General features: G+C 52.7%; 16 protein-coding genes. 10 read left to right on the top strand and 6 right to left on the bottom strand.

Annotated features, from left to right (window positions below; translation table 11 throughout):
- Positions 1 to 4 precede the first annotated feature (4 nt).
- The 4 genes from QUD54_RS01190 to QUD54_RS01175 all read right to left on the bottom strand — a co-directional run bounded on the left by QUD54_RS01190 (position 5) and on the right by QUD54_RS01175 (position 3,790).
- The gene (locus tag QUD54_RS01190; protein WP_286337136.1) at positions 5 to 1,252 is read right to left on the bottom strand and encodes a TolC family protein; all 1,248 of its coding nucleotides are present in this window, start codon (positions 1,250 to 1,252) and stop codon (positions 5 to 7) included.
- 43 nt (positions 1,253 to 1,295) lie between these two features.
- Positions 1,296 to 1,799, bottom strand: coding sequence for a DUF1104 domain-containing protein (locus tag QUD54_RS01185; protein WP_286337135.1), 504 nt, complete (start codon positions 1,797 to 1,799; stop codon positions 1,296 to 1,298).
- Between the two features lie 164 nt (positions 1,800 to 1,963).
- Positions 1,964 to 2,407 carry a heme-binding domain-containing protein gene (locus QUD54_RS01180; protein WP_286337134.1) on the bottom strand — a complete coding sequence of 148 codons (444 nt, stop codon included), beginning with the start codon at positions 2,405 to 2,407 and terminating at the stop codon, positions 1,964 to 1,966.
- A gap of 84 nt (positions 2,408 to 2,491) precedes the next feature.
- Complete coding sequence (locus QUD54_RS01175; RefSeq protein WP_286337133.1) at positions 2,492 to 3,790, bottom strand: ferritin-like domain-containing protein; 1,299 nt, start codon at positions 3,788 to 3,790, stop codon at positions 2,492 to 2,494.
- A 155-nt stretch (positions 3,791 to 3,945) separates the two neighbouring features.
- On the opposite strand from QUD54_RS01175, the gene QUD54_RS01170 reads away from it, so the two are divergent.
- The 3 genes from QUD54_RS01170 to QUD54_RS01160 are packed head-to-tail and all read left to right on the top strand — an operon-like array spanning position 3,946 to position 5,919.
- Positions 3,946 to 4,563: a flavin reductase family protein gene (locus QUD54_RS01170; protein ID WP_286337132.1), complete on the top strand. Its 618-nt coding sequence runs from the start codon at positions 3,946 to 3,948 to the stop codon at positions 4,561 to 4,563.
- A gap of 17 nt (positions 4,564 to 4,580) precedes the next feature.
- Positions 4,581 to 5,219: a class I SAM-dependent methyltransferase gene (locus tag QUD54_RS01165; RefSeq protein WP_286337131.1), complete on the top strand. Its 639-nt coding sequence runs from the start codon at positions 4,581 to 4,583 to the stop codon at positions 5,217 to 5,219.
- A 4-nt stretch (positions 5,220 to 5,223) separates the two neighbouring features.
- On the top strand, positions 5,224 to 5,919 hold the full coding sequence (locus QUD54_RS01160) for a DUF434 domain-containing protein (protein ID WP_286337130.1): 696 nt from the start codon (positions 5,224 to 5,226) through the stop codon (positions 5,917 to 5,919).
- Between the two features lie 22 nt (positions 5,920 to 5,941).
- On the opposite strand, the gene katG is transcribed toward QUD54_RS01160, so the two are convergent.
- Together katG and hrpB are read right to left on the bottom strand one after the other, a co-directional pair.
- Positions 5,942 to 8,167 carry a catalase/peroxidase HPI gene (katG, locus tag QUD54_RS01155; RefSeq protein WP_286337129.1) on the bottom strand — a complete coding sequence of 742 codons (2,226 nt, stop codon included), beginning with the start codon at positions 8,165 to 8,167 and terminating at the stop codon, positions 5,942 to 5,944.
- Positions 8,168 to 8,435: 268 nt separating this feature from the next.
- Complete coding sequence (gene hrpB, locus QUD54_RS01150; protein ID WP_286337128.1) at positions 8,436 to 10,889, bottom strand: ATP-dependent helicase HrpB; 2,454 nt, start codon at positions 10,887 to 10,889, stop codon at positions 8,436 to 8,438.
- Between the two features lie 420 nt (positions 10,890 to 11,309).
- On the opposite strand from hrpB, the gene QUD54_RS01145 reads away from it, so the two are divergent.
- The 7 genes from QUD54_RS01145 to QUD54_RS01115 all read left to right on the top strand — a co-directional run bounded on the left by QUD54_RS01145 (position 11,310) and on the right by QUD54_RS01115 (position 19,503).
- A complete protein-coding gene (locus QUD54_RS01145; RefSeq protein WP_286337127.1) occupies positions 11,310 to 11,585 on the top strand; it encodes a BrnT family toxin in 276 nt (91 codons plus the stop codon).
- Entirely contained in the window at positions 11,563 to 11,787 is a 225-nt protein-coding gene (gene brnA, locus QUD54_RS01140) for a type II toxin-antitoxin system BrnA family antitoxin (RefSeq protein WP_286337126.1), read from the top strand. The genes QUD54_RS01145 and brnA overlap by 23 nt, the downstream gene beginning before the upstream one ends.
- Positions 11,788 to 12,199: 412 nt before the next feature.
- Complete coding sequence (locus QUD54_RS01135) at positions 12,200 to 13,756, top strand: type I restriction-modification system subunit M (RefSeq protein WP_286337125.1); 1,557 nt, start codon at positions 12,200 to 12,202, stop codon at positions 13,754 to 13,756.
- A gap of 28 nt (positions 13,757 to 13,784) precedes the next feature.
- On the top strand, positions 13,785 to 14,969 hold the full coding sequence (locus QUD54_RS01130; RefSeq protein WP_286337124.1) for a restriction endonuclease subunit S: 1,185 nt from the start codon (positions 13,785 to 13,787) through the stop codon (positions 14,967 to 14,969).
- The gene (locus QUD54_RS01125) at positions 14,966 to 15,871 is read left to right on the top strand and encodes a bacteriophage abortive infection AbiH family protein (RefSeq protein ID WP_286337123.1); all 906 of its coding nucleotides are present in this window, start codon (positions 14,966 to 14,968) and stop codon (positions 15,869 to 15,871) included. The genes QUD54_RS01130 and QUD54_RS01125 overlap by 4 nt, the downstream gene beginning before the upstream one ends.
- A complete protein-coding gene (locus tag QUD54_RS01120; protein WP_286337122.1) occupies positions 15,868 to 18,810 on the top strand; it encodes a type I restriction endonuclease subunit R in 2,943 nt (980 codons plus the stop codon). The genes QUD54_RS01125 and QUD54_RS01120 overlap by 4 nt, the downstream gene beginning before the upstream one ends.
- Positions 18,811 to 19,503 (top strand): M48 family metallopeptidase, encoded by a 693-nt coding sequence (locus tag QUD54_RS01115; RefSeq protein WP_286337121.1) that lies wholly within the window; start codon positions 18,811 to 18,813, stop codon positions 19,501 to 19,503.
- Positions 19,504 to 19,527 lie beyond the last annotated feature (24 nt).

The following is a 19,527-nucleotide window of genomic DNA, read 5'->3' as shown; positions in this document are numbered from 1 at the left end:
AAAATTATTTCGCATTGAGATACTCCAGTCGATAAAGTCGGTTGAGACGTGTGTAGAAGGCATCGAGCAGCCCCAGCTTGGCGTCGAGCCAGACCGCTTCGGCGTCGAGTACCTCCATATAGGTCGAAAGCCCTTCTTCGTAGCGCGCTTCAATCAAGACTTTGGTTTCTTCGGCCGAAACCGTCTGGGAGCGTCTGGCCTCGATGCGCTTCTCGGCCTCTTCGAGATCGGCCAGAAGCGCTTTGATCTCTTCGAGGATGGCACGCCGCTTCGACTCCTTCTCTTCGGCGGCGATCATTTTGGAAATTTTGGTCTGCTGTGCCTGGGCACTCAGTCTTCCGCCGCTGTAAATCGGTACGGCATAGCGGATGCCAAACAGTGTGGTGTCGTAGCGCGAGAGTGTATCGAAGTGACTCGCCTCCGCGACGACATCGAGCGATCCGTAGTGCTCGGCCAGTTTTGACTTGTAGAGTTCACGGGAAGCATCTTCGCTCTTTTTCGCGATCTGTAGCTGCAGGTTGTTCTCGAGCACTGTCTCCTCGTCCGTCACGATGGCCGGAACCGTTTTTTCGCTCAAAATCCCCTCTTCAAACGTCGTATTCTCCGCTATCGGTTCGCCGATGTACTGTTCGAGTGAGATTTTCGCCTTCTTGTAAGCCGCACGCGCCACTGCCAATGCATCTTCGGCCTGACGGACGGCGGAGAGGAAACGGCTCTCGTCAGCCCGGGTTTTCAAGCCTTGTTCGACGAGCGCTTTGGCCTGTTCATAGAGTGCTCTTTTCGCATCGAGGTCTTTTTCACGAGCCGTCAGTGCCGCTTTTTGCACCAATAGCTGTGCGTAGGCGATACGGATACGGTAACGCATCAGCGCCTTGGCCTCTTCGAATGAAAGCGTAGAAATCTCATGTTTTATTTTCGAAGATTCGATGGTGTGGGAGGTTTTGGAGAAATCGTAAATCTTCTGCGTTACGGAGATACCGGCGGTCCATCCGTCATCATCGATCGTATGGAACTGCCCGTTCTGGGGCATGACATAGGTGCGTTGCGGATCATATTCGGCGTAAGCCGAAACCTGTGGCCGCCATGCCCCTTTTTGCACTTTTACACCTTCGTGTTGTTCTTTGACTTTGAGCATAAAAGCGCGGACATCGGGATGTGTTTGCAGGGCTTTGTCGATGCATGAGCCAAGCGTCAAAAGCTCCGCATGCAGACCGACGAGCCCTACGGTAAGTAGAATCGTTATTTTTTTCATGTCGCTATTCTACCTTTTTGGGGTGAACGCAACATGAACACTGTTAAAAACCGCCGCGACCTCTTCCCATGCCCCGGCCGCGTCCCATGCCATTGCCATAGCCCGGTTTTTTTGTCTGCATACGATTGCGTTGGTGGGTCTGAAATTCGTTGCGGTCGATATAACCGTCCCCATTTGCATCGATGTCACCAAATGCCGGAGCATCGCCCGCATGCTTCATCATTTTTCCCTCTTCGGCACGTTCGGTCATCCGTTTCGTTCGAGTCTCTTCGAATTCCTGACGACTGACCCTTCCGTCACGGTCGAGATCGAACGCGGTGAATCCGGGCGCCTGTGCTTGCTTCCTGGCTTTTTGTTTCTTCATGTATGTTTGCCGTTCCTGCGGCGTCATGCTTTGCATCCGTTTTTGCATCTCCTGCTGGAACATCGCACGATCTTCGGCCGGAATGGTTCCGCGCATATTCATCAACTCTTCGGTACTCATACTCGAAAAGTCGGTTGCCCAAAGAGCACCTGTAACCAGTGCCAATACCAATAATCGTTTCATCGTTTCCTCCTTTTGGAATGGATATAGATAACTCTATCGATCCAATATGAACACAATATGAACTAGATCCCATTCTCTGTACTTAAGCTCCTCCACGATGCTCTTGCATCGTCTAATGAACATCTGTGTAAAGTTTTCGGCCATAGGTATTTTTGAGATAGGTTCTAATCGTGCTCTTGTTTCTCCCCGAATGTCCGTACGAGCCCTTCGATCAATATCTTTTTCTCGTTATCGTTCAGTCGGGCCTCTGGATGCATGAGTAGATAGGGCCAAAGCGGCATTTCTCCTTTACGGACTTCTTTAGCCGCTTCATCCCCTTCGTTTTTCTTTTGATGCCCCCACATCGAGGCATTAAAGTGTTCACGTCCCTCTTCCACATCATGCATCACGATCCAGGATATCGGTGCGATGTTGCTGTACCATGGCCATTTTGTCTCATGCGAATGGCAGTCACCACACGATAGCATAAATAACTCACGCGTCTTGAGCGAATCCCACCTGGGTTCGCTTAAAACAGCCGGATTTGTATGGTCTTTTCCATATGGCACGAATTGTATGGCCAATCCAAGTGCCACAAGAGAAATGAGTGTTTTTTTTCTCCATCCCATGTCGCACCCCCTTTCTATGTTTACTTTAGCGTTTCAACATGAACGGAACATGAACGGTACGATAGAGATGAAGAGTGATAAATTTCAGTGGCCTCTACCGTTGTTGTTCATCGGAAACTCAACTTCCGTTTTGCAGTATGTTTCACCCAAAGAACAGCACCCATCCGTTACGCCCAGACTTTTCAATGCGCTGTCGAATGCCCAGTAGTGGTTGTAGCTGCCGCTGCGAAGGTATGTAAAGATTTGAACAAGATCTTCGGCACCATCTGCGGTCTCGATATATTTGTCCAGATCTGCGACATCGGTCACTTCCACCATACATCCCACTTTAAGCGCATCCTGAAGCGATTTGGTTCCTTTTTCATAAAGCGCATTGTAGAGTTCTTGAACCTCCGGAATGGCAAACTCTCCGGCAGCAAGCGCTCTCAACTCCTCTTCGGAGTAGTTGATTTCATAATTTTCGAGATTCGTGATATTGATGTCATATTTCTGCACAAGTGCCTCGACGGCAGCTTCATGCTCCGTTTCAGATCGTGTCGCGATATTGTAGAGGGTTTGGTGTGGGTTCAAATCATTCAATGCCAGATAGATATCTTTCGCCAGCTTCTCTTCGTTCCACATGTAGGCCAGTGCATACTTCTGCTCGTCATTCAGATCGAAGACCGGTAGTTGGTCGATGATTGTCTTCAGATCGGTATGTCCGTAACCGGTTTGGGCTACAATATCGACGCTTGCACTCTCTTCTTCCGTAAGCAGGGGAAGATCCAGCCCTTCGACAAGCTCGATTTCGAGGTCCGCAGTCGATTCCGTCGTATCCAGATAGCTCTCTATCCGACTTTGAATCCGGTCGCGCAGTGCTTCCAACTCCTGCAATGTCAAGGCAGAAGGATCACTGATTTGCTGTTCTATGCAATACGCGAAGAGTTCGTCGCTGATCGCCGCGATACTTCTATCGGTCGAAGGTGTCGCACTGTCGATTGTCTCGTCATCCAGACCGAAACTCTCTTTCAACCATGATCGAATTTCCTCCCTGAGAGCGATCGTGTTGACAAGTGTCGCAGCGTTCCCTGCGGAAGCTTTCAGTATCAAAGAGTTGTTGATATCACCAGCCGATACGGTTCCGTCACGGTTCAGGTCGATAAAACCTCCAAACACCGAAACGGGATATTCTGGATTTTCGGCAAATAGATAATGGCCGTTACCTATCTCGACCGCCTGTTTTCCTCTGCTATCGATGACGAAGGCGTGCAATACCGGCCCTCTTTCGACCGTTAGATCATAGCCGGTGAGCTCCGATGCCGTATCTGAAGAGCCGCCACCGCATCCCACCAGCAACAAAGCTCCAAGAGACGCCCCTATTCCAACATAACTTTTCTTCTTCATCGTTTTCCTCCTTTTTGGCATTGAACGCATTGTAAAGAAAGATCGTTAGCTCAGCGTTAGCCGTGTGTTAAGTTAGTGTTAATATTTGAATTTTATAGATACAAGGTGAACGAAATATGGATAAATCAGAAGGGTTTGATGGCTGTTGGAATATAATGGTCGAAAAAAGAGAGGCCGAGATGATTTTCGATTATGCCGATACCGAATCGATCGAGAACTACAAACTGATGAGCCAGACTATCATCCCCCGCCCCATCGCCTGGGTCGTGACGGAAGATGATGGCGTCGTCAACGTCGCACCCTTCAGCTACTTTACCGGGCTTTCGTCCAATCCGCCCACGATGATCGTGTCGGTCGGCCACAAAAGTGACGGTACACCCAAAGATACATTGGCGAATATCCGTAAAACCGGCAAATGCACGATCTGCATGGTCAAACCGGAACATCTCGAATGGATGCACTTCAGCTCCAAGGAGATGGCACACGGTGCAAGCGAAGCGGAGCGTTTCGATATCCCCGTGAAGCGGCTCGTCGACGGTTTTCCCCCGATGGTCGAGGGCTCGCCCGTCGCCTTTTTCTGCGAACTCTATCAGGAAATCGAGCTAAAAGGAAGCAAAACGATCCCGCTGATCGTCGAGATCAAGCATCAATTTGTCGATGATGCCTGCATCACCGACAAAGAGAGACTGACGATCGAGTTCGAACCTGTGGCACGCGTGGGCAAGAGCTACGCCCTTCTCGGTGAAGAGATCGTACCGCCCAAGATCCCCTGAAAACCAAAGGAGCAGTGATGCCGAATATCGAACCCTTCGAAAAACTGACCGACCACTATGACAACTGGTTCGAAGAGCACAGCGGGGTGTATGCCGAAGAACTGAAGGCGATCGAGGCACTGCTGCCTCCGTTTGAAAAAGGGATCGAGATCGGTGTAGGTACGGGACGCTTCGCCGCGCCGCTCGGTATTAAAACGGGCCTCGAACCCTCCCGGAAAATGGCACAGATCGCCAAAACCCGCGGCATCGAAGTGATCCCGGGCCAGGCGGAAGCGATGCCGCTGCCCGACGCCTCCTACGACTTCGTTCTGATGGTCACGACCATCTGTTTCGTCGATGACGCCAAAAAGGCGCTGCAGGAGATTTGGCGGATACTAAAACCGGGCGGTTTCGTCATTGTCGGTTTCGTCGACAAAGAGACGCCGCTGGGACGGCTTTATCAAAAGAACAAAGAGAAAAGCCGCTTCTACAAAACGGCACACTTTTTCAGTGGCGATGAAGTGATGAGTCTGCTGCAACAAGCCGGTTTCACGGATTGCGAAGCGGTTCAGACACTTTTCGGCCCCGATCTCGCACATATGCGAGGCGGTCTGAAAGAAGGGTACGGCGAAGGGGCATTCGTCGCGATACGCTGTAAAAAACCCCAGGAGGCGTGACGGGATGAGAAAGTCACGGGGGCTGGCGCCGGAGGACAGCCGTTTCTTCGACAAGGAGAATCTCGCCAGACTCAAAGAGGCGGTGACCGATCTGAGTTGGCTGCTACAACGCGGCTACAGTCAGAAAGCGGCGACGGAGCTGGTGGGCAACCGCTACCAGCTCACTCGACGAGAGCGCCATGCGCTGATCCATGCGGCGTGGGGGCATGAAAAACGCCGCCCGCCCCTCGCACCCGACGCACTGCGGGGAAAACGCGTCTGCATCGACGGCTTCAATCTCCTCATCACCCTCGAAACCGCCCTGGGCGGCGGCATCCTGATCCGCGGCGTCGATGGCTGCATCCGCGACATCGCCAACGTCCACGGCAGTTACAGCTTTCGCAAAGAGACGGAAAAAGCGGTCGAACTGGCCGCCGAATCGATCGAAGAGCTCGGCATAAAAGAGGCGCTCTGGTTTTTCGACCGTCCCGTCTCCAACAGCGGGCGCATCGCGCAGCTCGTCGACGAAACGGCGTGGAGGCTGAACGTTCCCATGAGAGCCATGGCGGCCGACCGGGTCGATGTGCTGCTGAAGGAGTGCGAAGGTGTCGTCGTCACCGCCGATGCGGTGATTCTCGACAGCGGTGTCGCATGGTTCGACCTGGCGACATGGATCGTGACACATAAAATTCCCGAAGCGAAAATCGTCGATTTGGGGTAGATCTCTCTCCCATCGTTTTCCCTCACTTCACGAAGTTTTCCCGATACGCACCATCGAAGCGGTCAAGCTCCATCACCTTGCTCCAGACGCTTGCGAAATCGCGCACGAAGCGCTCGCGGTTGTCCTCCTGGGCGTAGAACTCCGCCTGGGCTCTGAGCTGTGAGTTGGACCCGAAAACCAGGTCGGCCCGTCCGGCACGCCAACGCACTTCGCCGCTTCGGCGATCGACCCCTTCGAAGATCGTTCGACGGCCCTCTTTTTTGGCCCGCCACTCGATCTCCATATCGAGCAGGTTGACGAAAAAGTCGTTGCCCAGCACACCGGGGCGCTCCGTCAGCACCCCGAGGCCGGAAGATCCATAGACCGCGCCGAGTGCCCGCATTCCGCCCAGAAGTACCGTCATCTCCGGCACGCTCAACCGCAACTGTTGGGCCTTGTCCACGAGCGCCTGCTCTTCGGGCAGTTCACACGCCGGGTCGAGATAGTTGCGGAAAGCGTCGGCGGCAGGCCGAAGATACCCAAAGGAGTCGACGTCGGTCAGCTCCTGCGTCGTATCGCTTCGTCCCGGTGTGAAACGGACTTCGATTTCGCATCCGCCCTCCTTCGCCATCGCCTCCACCGCCGCCGTGCCGCCAAGAACGACGAGATCGGCCAGAGAGACCCTTTTGCCATCATTTTGGGTGTCGTCGAACTCCCTTTTTATATCTTCGAGCGCCTTCAGCACCTTTTCCAGTTCGTCGGGCTCGTTGGCCTCCCAATCCTTTTGGGGCGCCAGAGCGATACGCGCCCCGTTGGCCCCTCCGCGTTTGTCGGAGTGACGGTAGGTCGAGGCGCTGGAGAAAGCGGTATAGACGAGTCTGGATGGCGCGATGCCACTCTGAAGAATCCGGCGTTTCAGCAGGGCGACATCTTCCGCGTCGATGAGCGGATGATCGATCGGAGGAACGGGATCTTGCCAGATCAGATCCTCCCGGGGCACTTCGGGCCCGAGGTAGCGGCTCCTGGGTCCCATGTCCCGGTGCAGCAGCTTGAACCAGGCTCTGGCAAACGCGTCGGCGAAAGCTTTCGGATCGTCCCTGAAACGCCGGGAGATAGGGCCGTAGGCGGGATCCATCCTCAGTGCCAGGTCTGTCGTCAGCATCACCGTTTTGTGCTTTTTCCCCGGGATATGGGCATCTTCGACCAGATCCTCCCCATCCGGATTTACCGCCTCCCACTGCCACGCCCCCGCCGGGCTCTTGACCAGATTCCAGTCGTACTTGAAGAGCAGCTCGAAAAAGCTGTTGTCCCATCGGGTGGGTGTGGGCGTCCAGGCGCCCTCCAGGCCGCTGGTGATCGTGTCGGCTCCCTTTCCGCTGCCGTAGCGGTTTTTCCATCCCAGCCCCTGCTCTTCCATGGGCGCCGCTTCGGGTTCGGGGCCAAGGTATTTGGAGGGGTCCGCCGCGCCGTGGTTCTTCCCAAAGGTATGCCCGCCGGCGATCAGCGCCACCGTCTCTTCGTCGTTCATTCCCATCCGGGCGAAACTCTCGCGGATATCCCCCGCCGCCGCCAGGACGTTGGGCTCTCCGTCGGGCCCTTCGGGGTTGACGTAGATCAGCCCCATCTGCACCGCCGCCAGGGGGTTGGCCAGTTTGCGGTCGTCCCCGTGCCGCTCGTCACCGAGCCACTGGGATTCCGGGCCCCAGTAGACGTCTGCCATCGGTTCCCAGACATCCTCCCGGCCGCAGCCGAATCCGTAGGTTGCGAAGCCCATCGACTCCATCGCCACGTTGCCCGCAAGCAGCATCAGATCGGCCCAGGAGATCTTGTTGCCATATTTTCGCTTGACGGGCCAGAGCAGACGCCTGGCCTTGTCCAGGTTGACGTTGTCGGGCCAGCTGTTGAGCGGTGCGAAGCGCTGGGCTCCGCCACTGCCGCCACCCCGTCCGTCCATGATACGATAGGTCCCCGCACTGTGCCACGCCATCCGGATGAAAAACGGCCCGTAGTGGCCCCAGTCGGCGGGCCACCACTCCACAGAGTTCGTCATAACCTCCGCCAGATCCCTCTTCAACGCATCGTAATCGAGTTTCGAGAATGCTTCGGCATAATCGAACGTCTCGCCGAGAGGATTCAATGAAGGCGGGTTTTGCTGAAGGATCTTCAGGTTGAGCTGCTCGGGCCACCACTTTTTCAGCATATCGCCGCCCTGTGTCGTCTGTCGGAAATTCTCCTCCGATACCGGGCAGCTGTCGTCTCTTTTTTTCATCGTCGTTCCTTTGATATGTATACTCGTCTCTTCTTCCGAAATTCCGGAAGAGGATAGAAATATAGAAATGAAGCGTTGCGTACAAAACCATCCTTCGCATCGCCACCTGTCTCTTTTTGGCTATCATTTTTTTATTGGAAAATTATTTTCCATAGACAATTATGGCGAAATACTCTTAAAGGAAAATTATTTTCCTCAGAAAGCAAGTAGGGAGAGCGATGGTAGAAAGTGCGTTTCTTTGTAGGAACTCGGGAAGATGCCTCTTCCCTCAGCGTTTTATATGTTTTTTCGTTCTGTTGGTGGCGACCGCTTCGAAAGGGTTTTCGGGCCAGTAGTGTTTGGGGTAGCGTCCGTGCATCTCTTTTTTCACCTCGGGATATACGTTTGTCCAAAAGCTTTTCAGATCGGTCGTGACTGCCAGAGGGCGCCGGGCTGGTGAGAGCAGGTGCACCGTCAGCCATACCCTCCCTTCGCAGATCCTGGGGGTATCCATCCATCCGAAAAGCTCCTGCAGGCGTGCCGCCAACACGGGAGCGGAGGGATCGCCGTAGTCGACGGCGATCTTCGAGCCGCTGGGCACTTCCAGGCGCTCGGGGGCAAGGCGGTCGAGTTTCTGCACACCTTCGTATCCCAGGTACACGGCCAATATCCCGTAAAGATCGAGTTTTTGCAGCTCTTTGAGGCTTTGTGCGCCCTCCAGCCACGGCAGCAGCCACTTTTCCAGCGTGCTCATCAGTGTTTCGTCATCGGGGTCGGGCAGTGTGCCGGGCATCGTGAAATTCACGCACAGCGCCCGGTTTCGAAGTCTCCGGGCTTTTTCGCTCCAAGGCAGGATCACCAGCCCCCTCTTTCGCACCGTCTCGAGCAGCGCTTTGGCGATGAGGCCGCCGTCCGGGTTCGGCAGCGGTTCGGACGAGAGGGTGATGTTTCCAAGCTTTCGCAGCCGGCGGGCTTCGACCCGTCCGGTGTTCTCGTTCCACGCCACCTTTTCGACGGTTTCGATCCGATCGCCGAACCACGCCTCGATCTGCGACTTTTCAAGCGGTGCCGCGGCGAAAATCGTCGCTTCGCTCCCTTCTCCGCCCACGTAAGCCGCAGCCAGCCACTCGTGGGCCGCAAGCGCATCGTCCAGACGGGCTTTGAGCCCTCTGCCGCCCACTGTCTGGTAGCCGGGCCCCTGCCCACGGCGCCTGGCGATGCGCTCCGGATAGGCCAACCCCGCCAGCGGGCCTATCACGTTCGGGTCGATCCGTTTTTTGGCGGCGATACCCATCTTGTTCAAAAGGTTCTGCAGGTTTTTGGCGAGCCTGTCGGGTACGTTTCGGCGATGCAGCGCTTCGACGGATTCTATCAGGCCGCCCCGCAGGGTCCCTTCACTCAGCGATGCCGCCAGCAGCGCCGCTTCGTACCCTGCCCCTTTCTCTTTGCCAACAAGCAACATATGCGCCAGCCGCGGATGGAGCCCCAGTTTCAAAGCGGCCTTGCCGAGCTCCGTCAAAACACCCGATTCCTTCATCATATTAAGTGATATCAACGTGCTTTTGGCGTTTTTTACAGCATATTCGGGCGGAGTGTCGATCCATGCCAGATCTTCCGGCGCCGCGCCCCACGCCGCCAGATCCAGCAGCATCGGTGACAGGTCGGAGGTGAGGATGTCGGGCGGATAGGAGGGCACCAGCGCTCTGTTTTCGTGCCACAGACGGTAGCAGACCCCCGGCGCCGTCCGCCCCGCCCTGCCCGCGCGCTGGGTGGCGGCGTTTCGGCTCACAGGCAACGTCTCGTAATGGTCCATGCCGCTTCGCTCATCAAAACGCACCCGCCGCGCGAACCCTCCGTCGACGACGACGCGCACCCCCTCGATCGTGAGGCTCGTTTCGGCGATATTGGTGGCCAGCACCACTTTGCGGTGGCCTTCGGGTGCCGGCTCGATGGCCAGACGTTGCGCCTTTTGATCCATCGCACCATACAGCGGCGCGATGAGGATGCCGGGATCGGAAATTTTGCTTTTGAGCGCCTCTTCGACCCGCCGGATCTCCCTGGCACCCGGCAAAAAGGCCAGCAGACTCCCCTCTTCATCCCTTAGCGCATCGAGCACCGCTTTCACCACGGCATCCGGCAGGGTTTTGGGTGTGGGTGGTGTTTGTGTCGGTTCCAGGTAACGCACCTCGACCGGAAAGCTCCGCCCCTCGCTCCGCACGGTGGGAGCCTCTGGCATCACCCGCGCCAGATCGACCCCTTCCAGCGTCGCCGACATCACAAGAATCTTCAGATCCTCCCGAAATATCTCCTGCGCCTGAAGCGTCAGCGCCAGCCCCAGATCGCCCTGCAAAGAGCGCTCGTGAAACTCGTCGAAGATCACCAGCCCCATGCCATGTAGCTCCGGGTCGCTTTGCAGCATCCGCGTGAGTACCCCTTCGGTCACCACCTCGATGCGGGTTTTGGATGTCACCTTCGTCTCGCCTTTCATCCGGTAGCCTACCGTCTCGCCCACCCTTTCACCCAGCGTCTCGGCCATGCGAAGCGCCGCCGCCCTCGCCGCCAGCCTGCGGGGTTCGAGCATGACGATCTTTTGGCCTTTCAACCACGGTTCGTCAAGTAGCGCCAGCGGCACGACGGTGGTCTTCCCCGCCCCGGGATCGGCTTGCAAGATGAGTGAGGGATGAACACGAAGGGCCGATTTCAGCTCGCCAAGGATGGTGTGGATGGGTAAATATCGATGCATGGTGTAATGGTAGCGTCTCGATGCAAATGTGTCAAAATTTTGAAGCGGGAAATCTTTTTTCGATATGAAAGTCTAAATATATGGAAAACTTCTTACTTCCATATTTAATTTGAACGAATTAAAAGAGTATCAAAGAAAAATCTTTGCCAAAAACACCCAAAAACACCATTGCCTACAGACGCTACTTTTTTCGATGAAAGAGATCTCGATAAAAAGCTGGTCGGCATCGTTGGTGCTAAAGAAGTGGGCAAGACGACCTACCTGATCCAGTATCTCAAGTCGTTGGGCAATCCCCCTATCTGGGCCACGGAATATTCTGGACGTGAAAAGGTCGCTTCAAAATCTTTATTTTTCTCACATGGTCTATTGAAATATACAGTATAAATTGACAAAAATGTATATTAACAATATAATTTTTATATGAGATTCGAATACGATCCGAAAAAAAGTGAAATCAACATGCAAAAGCATGGTATTAATTTCGAAGAGGCGCAGAAGTTATGGGAGGATGAAGATTTGATACAGCTACCATCCCGGCAGTCACTTGATGAGCCTAGATGGTTGATTGTTGCCTGTATCGAAAAGAAGCACTATACCGCCATAATCACCTATCGAAATAATGCTATTCGGATCATATCGGTAAGACGATCCCGCCAAAAAGAAAGGATGCTTTATGAAAGCCAAAGAACTCGATAAAATCTTTGACGAAGGCCAGGAAGATATATTGGAGTGGTTCGATACCGAAAAGATGACAAAACCCAACGAAGAGCCCAAACGGATCAATATCGACTTCCCCAAATGGATGGTCGATCGGCTCGACCGTGAAGCCCGACATCTGGGTGTCAGCCGTCAGGCGATCATCAAAATGTGGTTGGCCGAGAGGCTCGGAGCGGCGTGAATTTTGCTGTAATACGTTTTTAACACTCCTCATCTTCCTCTTTTTTCAGCCCAATGGATCAAGACTGCTTTTTGTTACAGTTTTGGGAGGAGCAGGATGCAAAAAGCAAATCCTGACTCTATTGCAACGAAAATGGGTCAGGTGAAGTATAAAGTAGCCTATCCCCTTTCTTTCCAGCTGGTCGAATCCATGTAAAGTAGGCTCGAGAGTTTTTCGGCAATGGTGCGTATCGATGGTTTCGGTTTGGGTGTCTGCATGGGGAGAGTATGCCGAAATCGGTACAATTGAACCCATAAGATATCAAATTCTAAATAACATGGGCGTTTTTCAAAAAAAATTTGGGCCAAAATGCTCTTTTATATTTGTGGGATAAGGGTTATAATATGCATTATTTCCACTTGGAAGAGGTTTGATGATGAAACTGACTCTCGAAACGCTCGAACGCTGGCTCTGGGACTCCGCCGACCTGATGCGGGGCCACATCGACAGCAGCGATTTCAAAAACTACATTTTCGGGCTGCTCTTTCTCAAGCGCGCCAACGACCAGTTTTTCGAAGAGGCGCACGCCGCCGTCGATGAGGAGGACATCACCCTCGAAGAGGCGCTGGAGGACGAGGATTATCACCAGTTTTTCATTCCCCGGGAGGCCTATTGGAGCGAACTGGCCAAAAAGACCGAAAACATCGGTCAGGCGCTCGACAAAGCCTTCGCAGCCATCGAGGAGCACAACCCCCAGCTCGAAGGGGTGATGACCGCCGTCCATTTCGGCGACAGCGAGAAGCTGCCCGATACGCTTCTTCAGCGCCTGCTGCAGCATTTCAACAAATACTCCCTCGCCAACGCCGACCTGGAGAACCCCGACATCCTGGGCAACGCCTACGAGTATCTCATCCGGATGTTCGCGGACGACGCGGGGAAAAAGGGCGGCGAATTCTACACGCCCAAAGAGGTGGTGCGGCTGGCGGTCGGGCTGATCAAACCCGAAGCGGGCGACAGCGTCTACGACCCCACCTGCGGCTCTGGCGGGATGCTCATCGAGTCGGCCCACTACATCAAAGAGCGGGGAGGAGTGGTCGACGGCAGGTACGTCAACGCCTCGCTCTACGGCCAGGAGAAGAACCTCGGCACCTGGGCCATCGCCAAGATCAACATGATCGTCCACGGCTTCATCGACGCCGACATCCGCAAAGGCGACACCCTCGCCCATCCGCAGCATACCGCAAACGGCGAGCTGATGACCTTCGACCGGGTCATCGCCAATCCTCCCTTTTCGCTCAAGAAGTGGTGGGCGCCCGCCGAAGTGGATGTCAAAACCGACGAGAAGGGCAAGGAGATCGCGCCCAGATACAACGATGCCGTCACCGACGAGTATGGCCGCTTCAAATACGGCATCCCGCCCCGGGGATACGGTGACCTGGCTTTCGTGCAGCACATGATCGCCGTCCTCAAACAAAGCGGCAGAATGGGCGTGGTGCTGCCCCACGGCATTCTCTTTCGCGGCGGAGCGGAAGGCAGGATCCGCAAAGGCATCCTCGAAGACGACCTCGTGGAAGGCATCGTCGGACTGCCCGAAAAGCTCTTTTACAACACCGGCATCCCCGCCGCCATCGTCGTCATCAACAAGCACAAGGCCGAAAACCTCAAAAACAAGGTCATCTTCATCGACGCCAGCAACGAATACAAAGAGGGGAAAAACCAGAACACCCTCACTCAGGAAAATATCGAAAAGATCATCGACGCTTACGACGGATTGAACGATATCGACAAATTCATGCGCATCGTCGATATGGAGAAGATACGCGAAAACGACTACAACCTGAACATCGCCCGCTACATCGACACTTCCGAGCCCGAAGAGATCGTCGACATCGAAACGGTGCTACAAGAGATCGCCGAGCTTGAAGTCAAAGAGAAGGCGATCGACGAAGAGCTGGGCGGCTACCTGAAGGAACTGGGCTATGTCGGTTAGGGAGAGGTATAAGCAGACGGAGATTGGGATGATTCCTGAGGAGTGGGAGGTTGTGAAATTAGGAGATTTCTTAAAACTTAAGGGTGGGAATGCTTTTAAAAGTAAAGACTTTCAAAAAATAGGTATACCTGTCTTAAAAATCTCGAACATATTATCCAGCGGAAATATAGATTTGTCAAATTGTGTTAAAGTAAAAGAAGATAAAAAATATAATTTATACTTATTAAATGAACAAGATATAGTTATTGCGATGTCTGGAGCAACAACTGGGAAAATTGGGAAAATAAAAAAAGAACATTTGCCATTATACTTAAATCAACGGGTGGGTAAATTTGATATTACAAATCCTTCTCGCCTCTATAGCCAATATCTTTACTATAATGTCACCGACAGCAGATTTATAGAAAAACTCCTTGTTAATGCTATTGGAGGGGCACAGCCTAATATAAGTTCAAGACAGATAGAAAATTTATACATTCCTCTTCCATCCCTCCCAGAACAACAAAAAATCGCCGCCATCCTCACCAGCGTCGATAAGAAGATCGAGGTCATCGACGAGCAGATAGCCAAGACTGAAGAGCTCAAAAAGGGGCTGATGCAGAAGCTCCTGAGCGAGGGCATCGGGCATACGGAGTTCAAGGAGAGTGAGATTGGGAGGATACCGAAGGAGTGGGAAGTAAGTACCATTGGAGAAGTTGTAGTCATATCAATCGGGAGAGATTTACAAGAAGAGCACTTTTCTAAAAAGAAAACTGCTACGCATATATATCCTGTATTCTCCAATACTGTTGATAATCAAGGACTATATGGATACTACGACTTCAAAGAGTTTGAAGGGCAGAGCTTAACCGTTGTAGGTAGAGGAATTGGAGTGGGTACTGCATTTACAAAAAATGGTGGATATGGTGCCATAGGTAGATTAATAGTACTCTTCCCTACAAAGAAAATATACCCTCATTTCCTTACTGAGTATATCAATTATAAAATAAGAATTTTTTCAGAAAGTAGTGGAATACCACAATTAACGGGGAAGGCTATTGCAAAGTATAAGTGTCCAGTTCCACCTATAGAAGAGCAGCAGAAAATTGCTACCATCCTTTCTTCCACGGACAACAAACTCGACGCCCTTAGAGAGAGAAAGATACGATATGAGACGCTCAAGAAGGGACTGATGCAAAAACTCCTTATGGGGGAAGTGAGAGTAAAAGTGTGAAAAGTACAAAAACTCTTTACATCATGGGAAATGGTTTTGACCTACACCATCATATATCTTCATCCTATCAAAATTTTATGGAATATGTTCAACAGACAGATAGCACACTGTATAACCTTGTGGAGGAATATCTTCAAATTAAAGATGATTGGTCAGATTTTGAAGAGGCACTTGCTTCTATTGATGTAGATTCTTTGATAGATTATGCGAGTATGTTTCTCAAGTCGTATGGTGCAGATGATTGGCGTGATTCCGCTCATCACGATTATCAATTTGAGATTGACCGAGTAGTATCAGAACTCTCAACTACACTTAAACAACACTTCATAGCGTGGCTAAAACAACTCAAAATTCCCCATAAAAAATCACTCAAGTTTAAGAAGAAAGCACAATATCTCACGTTTAATTATACCAATACGCTACAGAACACTTACAAAATTTCAAATCAAAATATTTTACACATTCACGGTTCTCTAAAACAACCGAAAAATATCATACTTGGACATGGATGGAAACCGAAAGATAATCAATATGTCGAAGACCCATTTGAGCCTTCAGAAGTTGATGTGAGGATTCTTGAAGGCAACACTATCCTTGAAGACTATTTTTTACGAACATTTAAGCCGACCGATAAAATCATTAAAAAGCATCGAAAGTTTTTCAAGAACCTAAAGGATGTCCGAATGATATATGTACTTGGACATTCAATTTCCAATGTTGATATCGCATATTTTCATGCCATTGTAATGCATATCAAGTTGAGAAAGACTCAATGGATTGTAAGTTATCATAATCCTAATGAGAAGCAAAAACATAAAAAGCAGCTCCAAAGTATAGGTATTCCAAGATCCAATATCAAACTTATCAAACTCTCAAAACTAAAGAGAAAGAAAAATCGATGAGCGAATACACTCAATCCGAACGCCCCGCCGTCGAACTCTTCCAAAAGCTCGGCTACGAACATATCGACGCCAAAGGCGAGATGCACGACGCCATTCTCGCCGACCGCCTCGATGCGGCTCTCAAACGCCTCAACCCGTGGCTGAACGAAAACAACCTCCAAAAAGCCCTGCGCAAAATCACTTCGATCCATGGAAGCTCCCTGATGGAGATAAACGCCGAGGCCCACCGCCTGCTCACACGCCCCGACGCCCTGACGCTCAAACCCACGCCCGACGAGCATCCCATACCCGTCAAATTCATCGATTTCGAAAACATCGAGGCCAACGACTTCCTCGTCGTCAACCAGATGAAGTTCAAAGGGAGCCGCGCCAACTCCATCCCCGACATCGTGCTCTTTGTCAACGGCCTGCCGCTGGCGGTCATCGAGGCGAAGAACCAGACGGTGGACATCACGGACATCCCGGACCTGCTCTACTATCAGGAGAACTCGCCGAAACTTTTCCACACCAACCAGATCTGCGCCGCCATCAACCGCGTCAACGCTCTCTACGGCACCATCGAGAGCCCGATGGCGTTTTACTCGAAGTACAACAAAACGCCCGACGACGAGCTGAGAGCGCTGATAGGCGACAGAGAAATCACCCCGCAGGATCTGATGCTCTACAACCTCTTCAAGAAAGAGCGCTTTCTCGATATCGTCAAATACTTCGTCATCTACGAGGTGACCGAGGGCAGGACCGTCAAAAAGCTCCCCCGCTACCAGCAGCTCAGAGCCGTCAACAAAATCATCCGCCGGCTCAAAACCGAGAACAAGGGCGGGGTCGTCTGGCATACCCAGGGGTCGGGCAAATCGATCACGATGGTCTACCTCGCCACGAAACTCCGGGCGCAGAACAGCGGCTTCGACAACCCGACCATCCTGGTCGTCACCGACCGCATCGACCTGGACAACCAGATCAGCTCCACCTTCCGGCGCACGGGCTTTCCCAACCCCATCCAGGCCGCTTCCATCTCCCATCTCAAAACCCTGCTCAAAGACAGCTACGGCAAGACTCTGATGACCACTATCCACAAGTTTCAGGAGCGGGCGGAAGCGGCGGCGAAAGCGAAGAAGTATATGCAGGAGCCCGAGGTCGAAGTGCTCAGCGAGAAAGAGAATATCTTCGTGCTCATCGACGAAGCCCACAGAAGCCAGTACGGGCTGACGGCGGCCTATATGCGCCGGTCGCTCCCCAACGCCAAATTCATTGCCTTTACGGGGACGCCCATCGACAAAGAGAGCCGATCGACCCTGCGGGAGTTCTACGGCGGCGACTACATCGACAAATACACCATCAAACAGTCCGTCGCCGACGGCAACACCTTGCCCATCCTCTACGAAACGGGATTGCCGAAACTCTTCATCGAAAAGGAGCAGATGGATGAGGTTTTCGGCAAGGTTTTCGAAGGTGTGAGCGAAGAGAAACGGGGCTATCTCAAGAAGAAATCGACTTCGCTGGATGTCGTGCTGCTTGCCGAGCGGAGGGTCGACACCATCGCTCGGCATATCGTCGAGCATTACGGCAGTAAAATCCATCCCAACGGATTCAAGGCGATGATCGTCTGCCACAACTGCAAACAGGCCATCGCCTACCAGAAGGCGCTGCTAAAGCTCAAAAAACAGGGCCTCAACCCTTATGCTTCCAGAGTGGTGATGAGCTTCGATACCAAAAAAGACGCGAAAGAGTACTTCGAGCTGGCGACTCCCGAAGAGAAGATCAAACAGGTCATCGAGGATTTCAAGCTTCCCTTCGGCGATGAAAGCGACAAAACCAGAGGGGGAAGGAAGCAGTACGACAACACCGCCTTTCTCATCGTCAGCGACATGCTGCTCACCGGTTACGACGCGCCCATCCTGCAGGTGCTCTACCTCGACAAGGTACTCAAAGAGCACAACCTGCTGCAGGCCATTGCACGGGTCAACCGCACACGCAAAGGCAAACACGCGGGCTATATCGTCGACTATGTGGGTATCACCCGGCATCTGGTCGAGGCGCTGGAAATCTTCTCCGGCGATCTGGAACCCGGCGACGTGATGCGGGACATCGAGAGCGAAAAGACCGTGCTGGAGAACCGCCATACGAAGCTGGTCAACTTCTTCTCCAAAATCCGCTACGACCGACGCGAAAAGCGGGACGACTTCATCCTCAAAGCGGTGGAGTATCTGCAGGCCGAGGATGTCAGAGAGAGGTTCAAAGAGCTTCTGCGGGATTTCAACAAGTCGATGGATATCGTCCTGCCCGATCCCTTCGCCACCCGGTTCGAGGATGATTTCGCCCTTTTCAACGAAATCAGGCTGATGGTCAGGGACGAACGGGAAAAGATCACCAGAGAGGAGAGCGGGAAACTCCAGACGATCATCGACGAGCATCTACGAAGCCGGGGCATCGAATACCTGCTGCGGGAGCCCATCGACATCTCCGACTACAAAGAGTTCCGCAGGGAGCTGGAGAAGGAAGGGAGCCATACGCCGCTGGAGAAAGCCAAAGCCATCATCAAAGCCAACGAAAAAGAGCATCCCGAACTGGCGCTGGCACTCTCGGAGCTGCTGGAGCAGATACTCCGGGAGCGAAAACACGACCGCAAACAGGCGGTCGCCGACCTCTTCAGCCGTATGGAGGAGATCATCGAACGGCACAAAGCGCGCCATCGTCACGCGGGGCTGGAAAACGAAAACCAGCTGATCGTCTACGATCTGGTCAAAAAGGCCAGCGACGACCCGACGGCGCTCACTCTCGCCGTCTACGAGGCACTGGACGAGTTTCTCGCCAATCCCGCCGTCATGCGCCAAAGCACCGCTCAAAAGGAGATGCGCAACCGCATCAAACCGATACTGAAAAAGTACGGCGCGGAACGGGCGCTCGCCAAAGCGATCGTGCAGAAACTGGTGGAGGGGTAGATGGGAAGCGTGATCTACGGCGATCATACCATCGCATACAAAATCGAGCGCAAACCGACACTGAAACACACCTATATCCAGGTCGACGGGAAAGGGGTACTGGTCAAGACCCATACCGCAACGCCGGAGAGGGAGATCGAAGCAATGGTGCTGAAAAAGTCCCGTTGGATTCTGAAACATCTGAAAGCGTATCGAAGGGATCCGGAAGAGAAGGAGATACGAACCGGTTCACGACTGTACTATCTCGGAAAGAGCTACTATGTCAGAGTCGTCAAAGAAGAGAGGCGGGAGGTGGAAGTCCGGTTTATCTACTCCAAATTCATCGTCAAAACCCCTTTCGATGCCGTCCCCTCGACAATCGAGAATGCGATCGAGGCGTTCTACAGAACCAAAGCCAAAGAAAAAATCGTGCCGCTCGTCAGGAAATGGCAGAAGAAAATGGGCGTGGTACCCGCCCATGTATCCTTCAGAAAAGCGCAAAAACGGTGGGGGTCCTGCTCCAACACCGACCGGTTGTCTTTCAATTATCATGTAATCAAACTACCCGTTAACCTGATAGAGTATGTCGTCGTCCACGAGCTTGCCCATATCCGCTATAAAAACCATTCCCGGGAATTCTGGAGTTTCGTAGAAAAATGTATGCCCGATTATCGGAAAAGAATCGAAAGAATCAAAATTTTTGAAAAGATGTGATCAACTGCAAGAAATGATTTTACA

The organism is Hydrogenimonas cancrithermarum, assembly GCF_030296055.1.
In the GTDB taxonomy this organism is placed as follows: domain Bacteria; phylum Campylobacterota; class Campylobacteria; order Campylobacterales; family Hydrogenimonadaceae; genus Hydrogenimonas; species Hydrogenimonas cancrithermarum.
Note: the sequence above shows the minus strand (reverse complement) of the source record. Positions and strands in the feature narration are given on the sequence as shown.

Bases quoted from the DNA above. Each gene is read 5' to 3' on its own strand.
- QUD54_RS01190 (WP_286337136.1), bottom strand. From the start codon at position 1,252: ATGAAAAAAATAACGATTCTACTTACCGTAGGGCTCGTCGGTCTGCAT.
- QUD54_RS01185 (WP_286337135.1), bottom strand. From the start codon at position 1,799: ATGAAACGATTATTGGTATTGGCACTGGTTACAGGTGCTCTTTGGGCA.
- QUD54_RS01130 (WP_286337124.1), top strand. From the start codon at position 13,785: ATGATTCCTGAGGAGTGGGAGGTTGTGAAATTAGGAGATTTCTTAAAA.
- katG (WP_286337129.1), bottom strand. From the start codon at position 8,167: ATGAAAAAAAGAGACGACAGCTGCCCGGTATCGGAGGAGAATTTCCGA.
- QUD54_RS01165 (WP_286337131.1), top strand. From the start codon at position 4,581: ATGCCGAATATCGAACCCTTCGAAAAACTGACCGACCACTATGACAAC.
- QUD54_RS01175 (WP_286337133.1), bottom strand. From the start codon at position 3,790: ATGAAGAAGAAAAGTTATGTTGGAATAGGGGCGTCTCTTGGAGCTTTG.
- QUD54_RS01145 (WP_286337127.1), top strand. From the start codon at position 11,310: ATGAGATTCGAATACGATCCGAAAAAAAGTGAAATCAACATGCAAAAG.
- QUD54_RS01120 (WP_286337122.1), top strand. From the start codon at position 15,868: ATGAGCGAATACACTCAATCCGAACGCCCCGCCGTCGAACTCTTCCAA.
- QUD54_RS01115 (WP_286337121.1), top strand. From the start codon at position 18,811: ATGGGAAGCGTGATCTACGGCGATCATACCATCGCATACAAAATCGAG.
- QUD54_RS01180 (WP_286337134.1), bottom strand. From the start codon at position 2,407: ATGGGATGGAGAAAAAAAACACTCATTTCTCTTGTGGCACTTGGATTG.
- brnA (WP_286337126.1), top strand. From the start codon at position 11,563: ATGAAAGCCAAAGAACTCGATAAAATCTTTGACGAAGGCCAGGAAGAT.
- QUD54_RS01160 (WP_286337130.1), top strand. From the start codon at position 5,224: ATGAGAAAGTCACGGGGGCTGGCGCCGGAGGACAGCCGTTTCTTCGAC.
- hrpB (WP_286337128.1), bottom strand. From the start codon at position 10,889: ATGCATCGATATTTACCCATCCACACCATCCTTGGCGAGCTGAAATCG.
- QUD54_RS01170 (WP_286337132.1), top strand. From the start codon at position 3,946: ATGGTCGAAAAAAGAGAGGCCGAGATGATTTTCGATTATGCCGATACC.
- QUD54_RS01135 (WP_286337125.1), top strand. From the start codon at position 12,200: ATGATGAAACTGACTCTCGAAACGCTCGAACGCTGGCTCTGGGACTCC.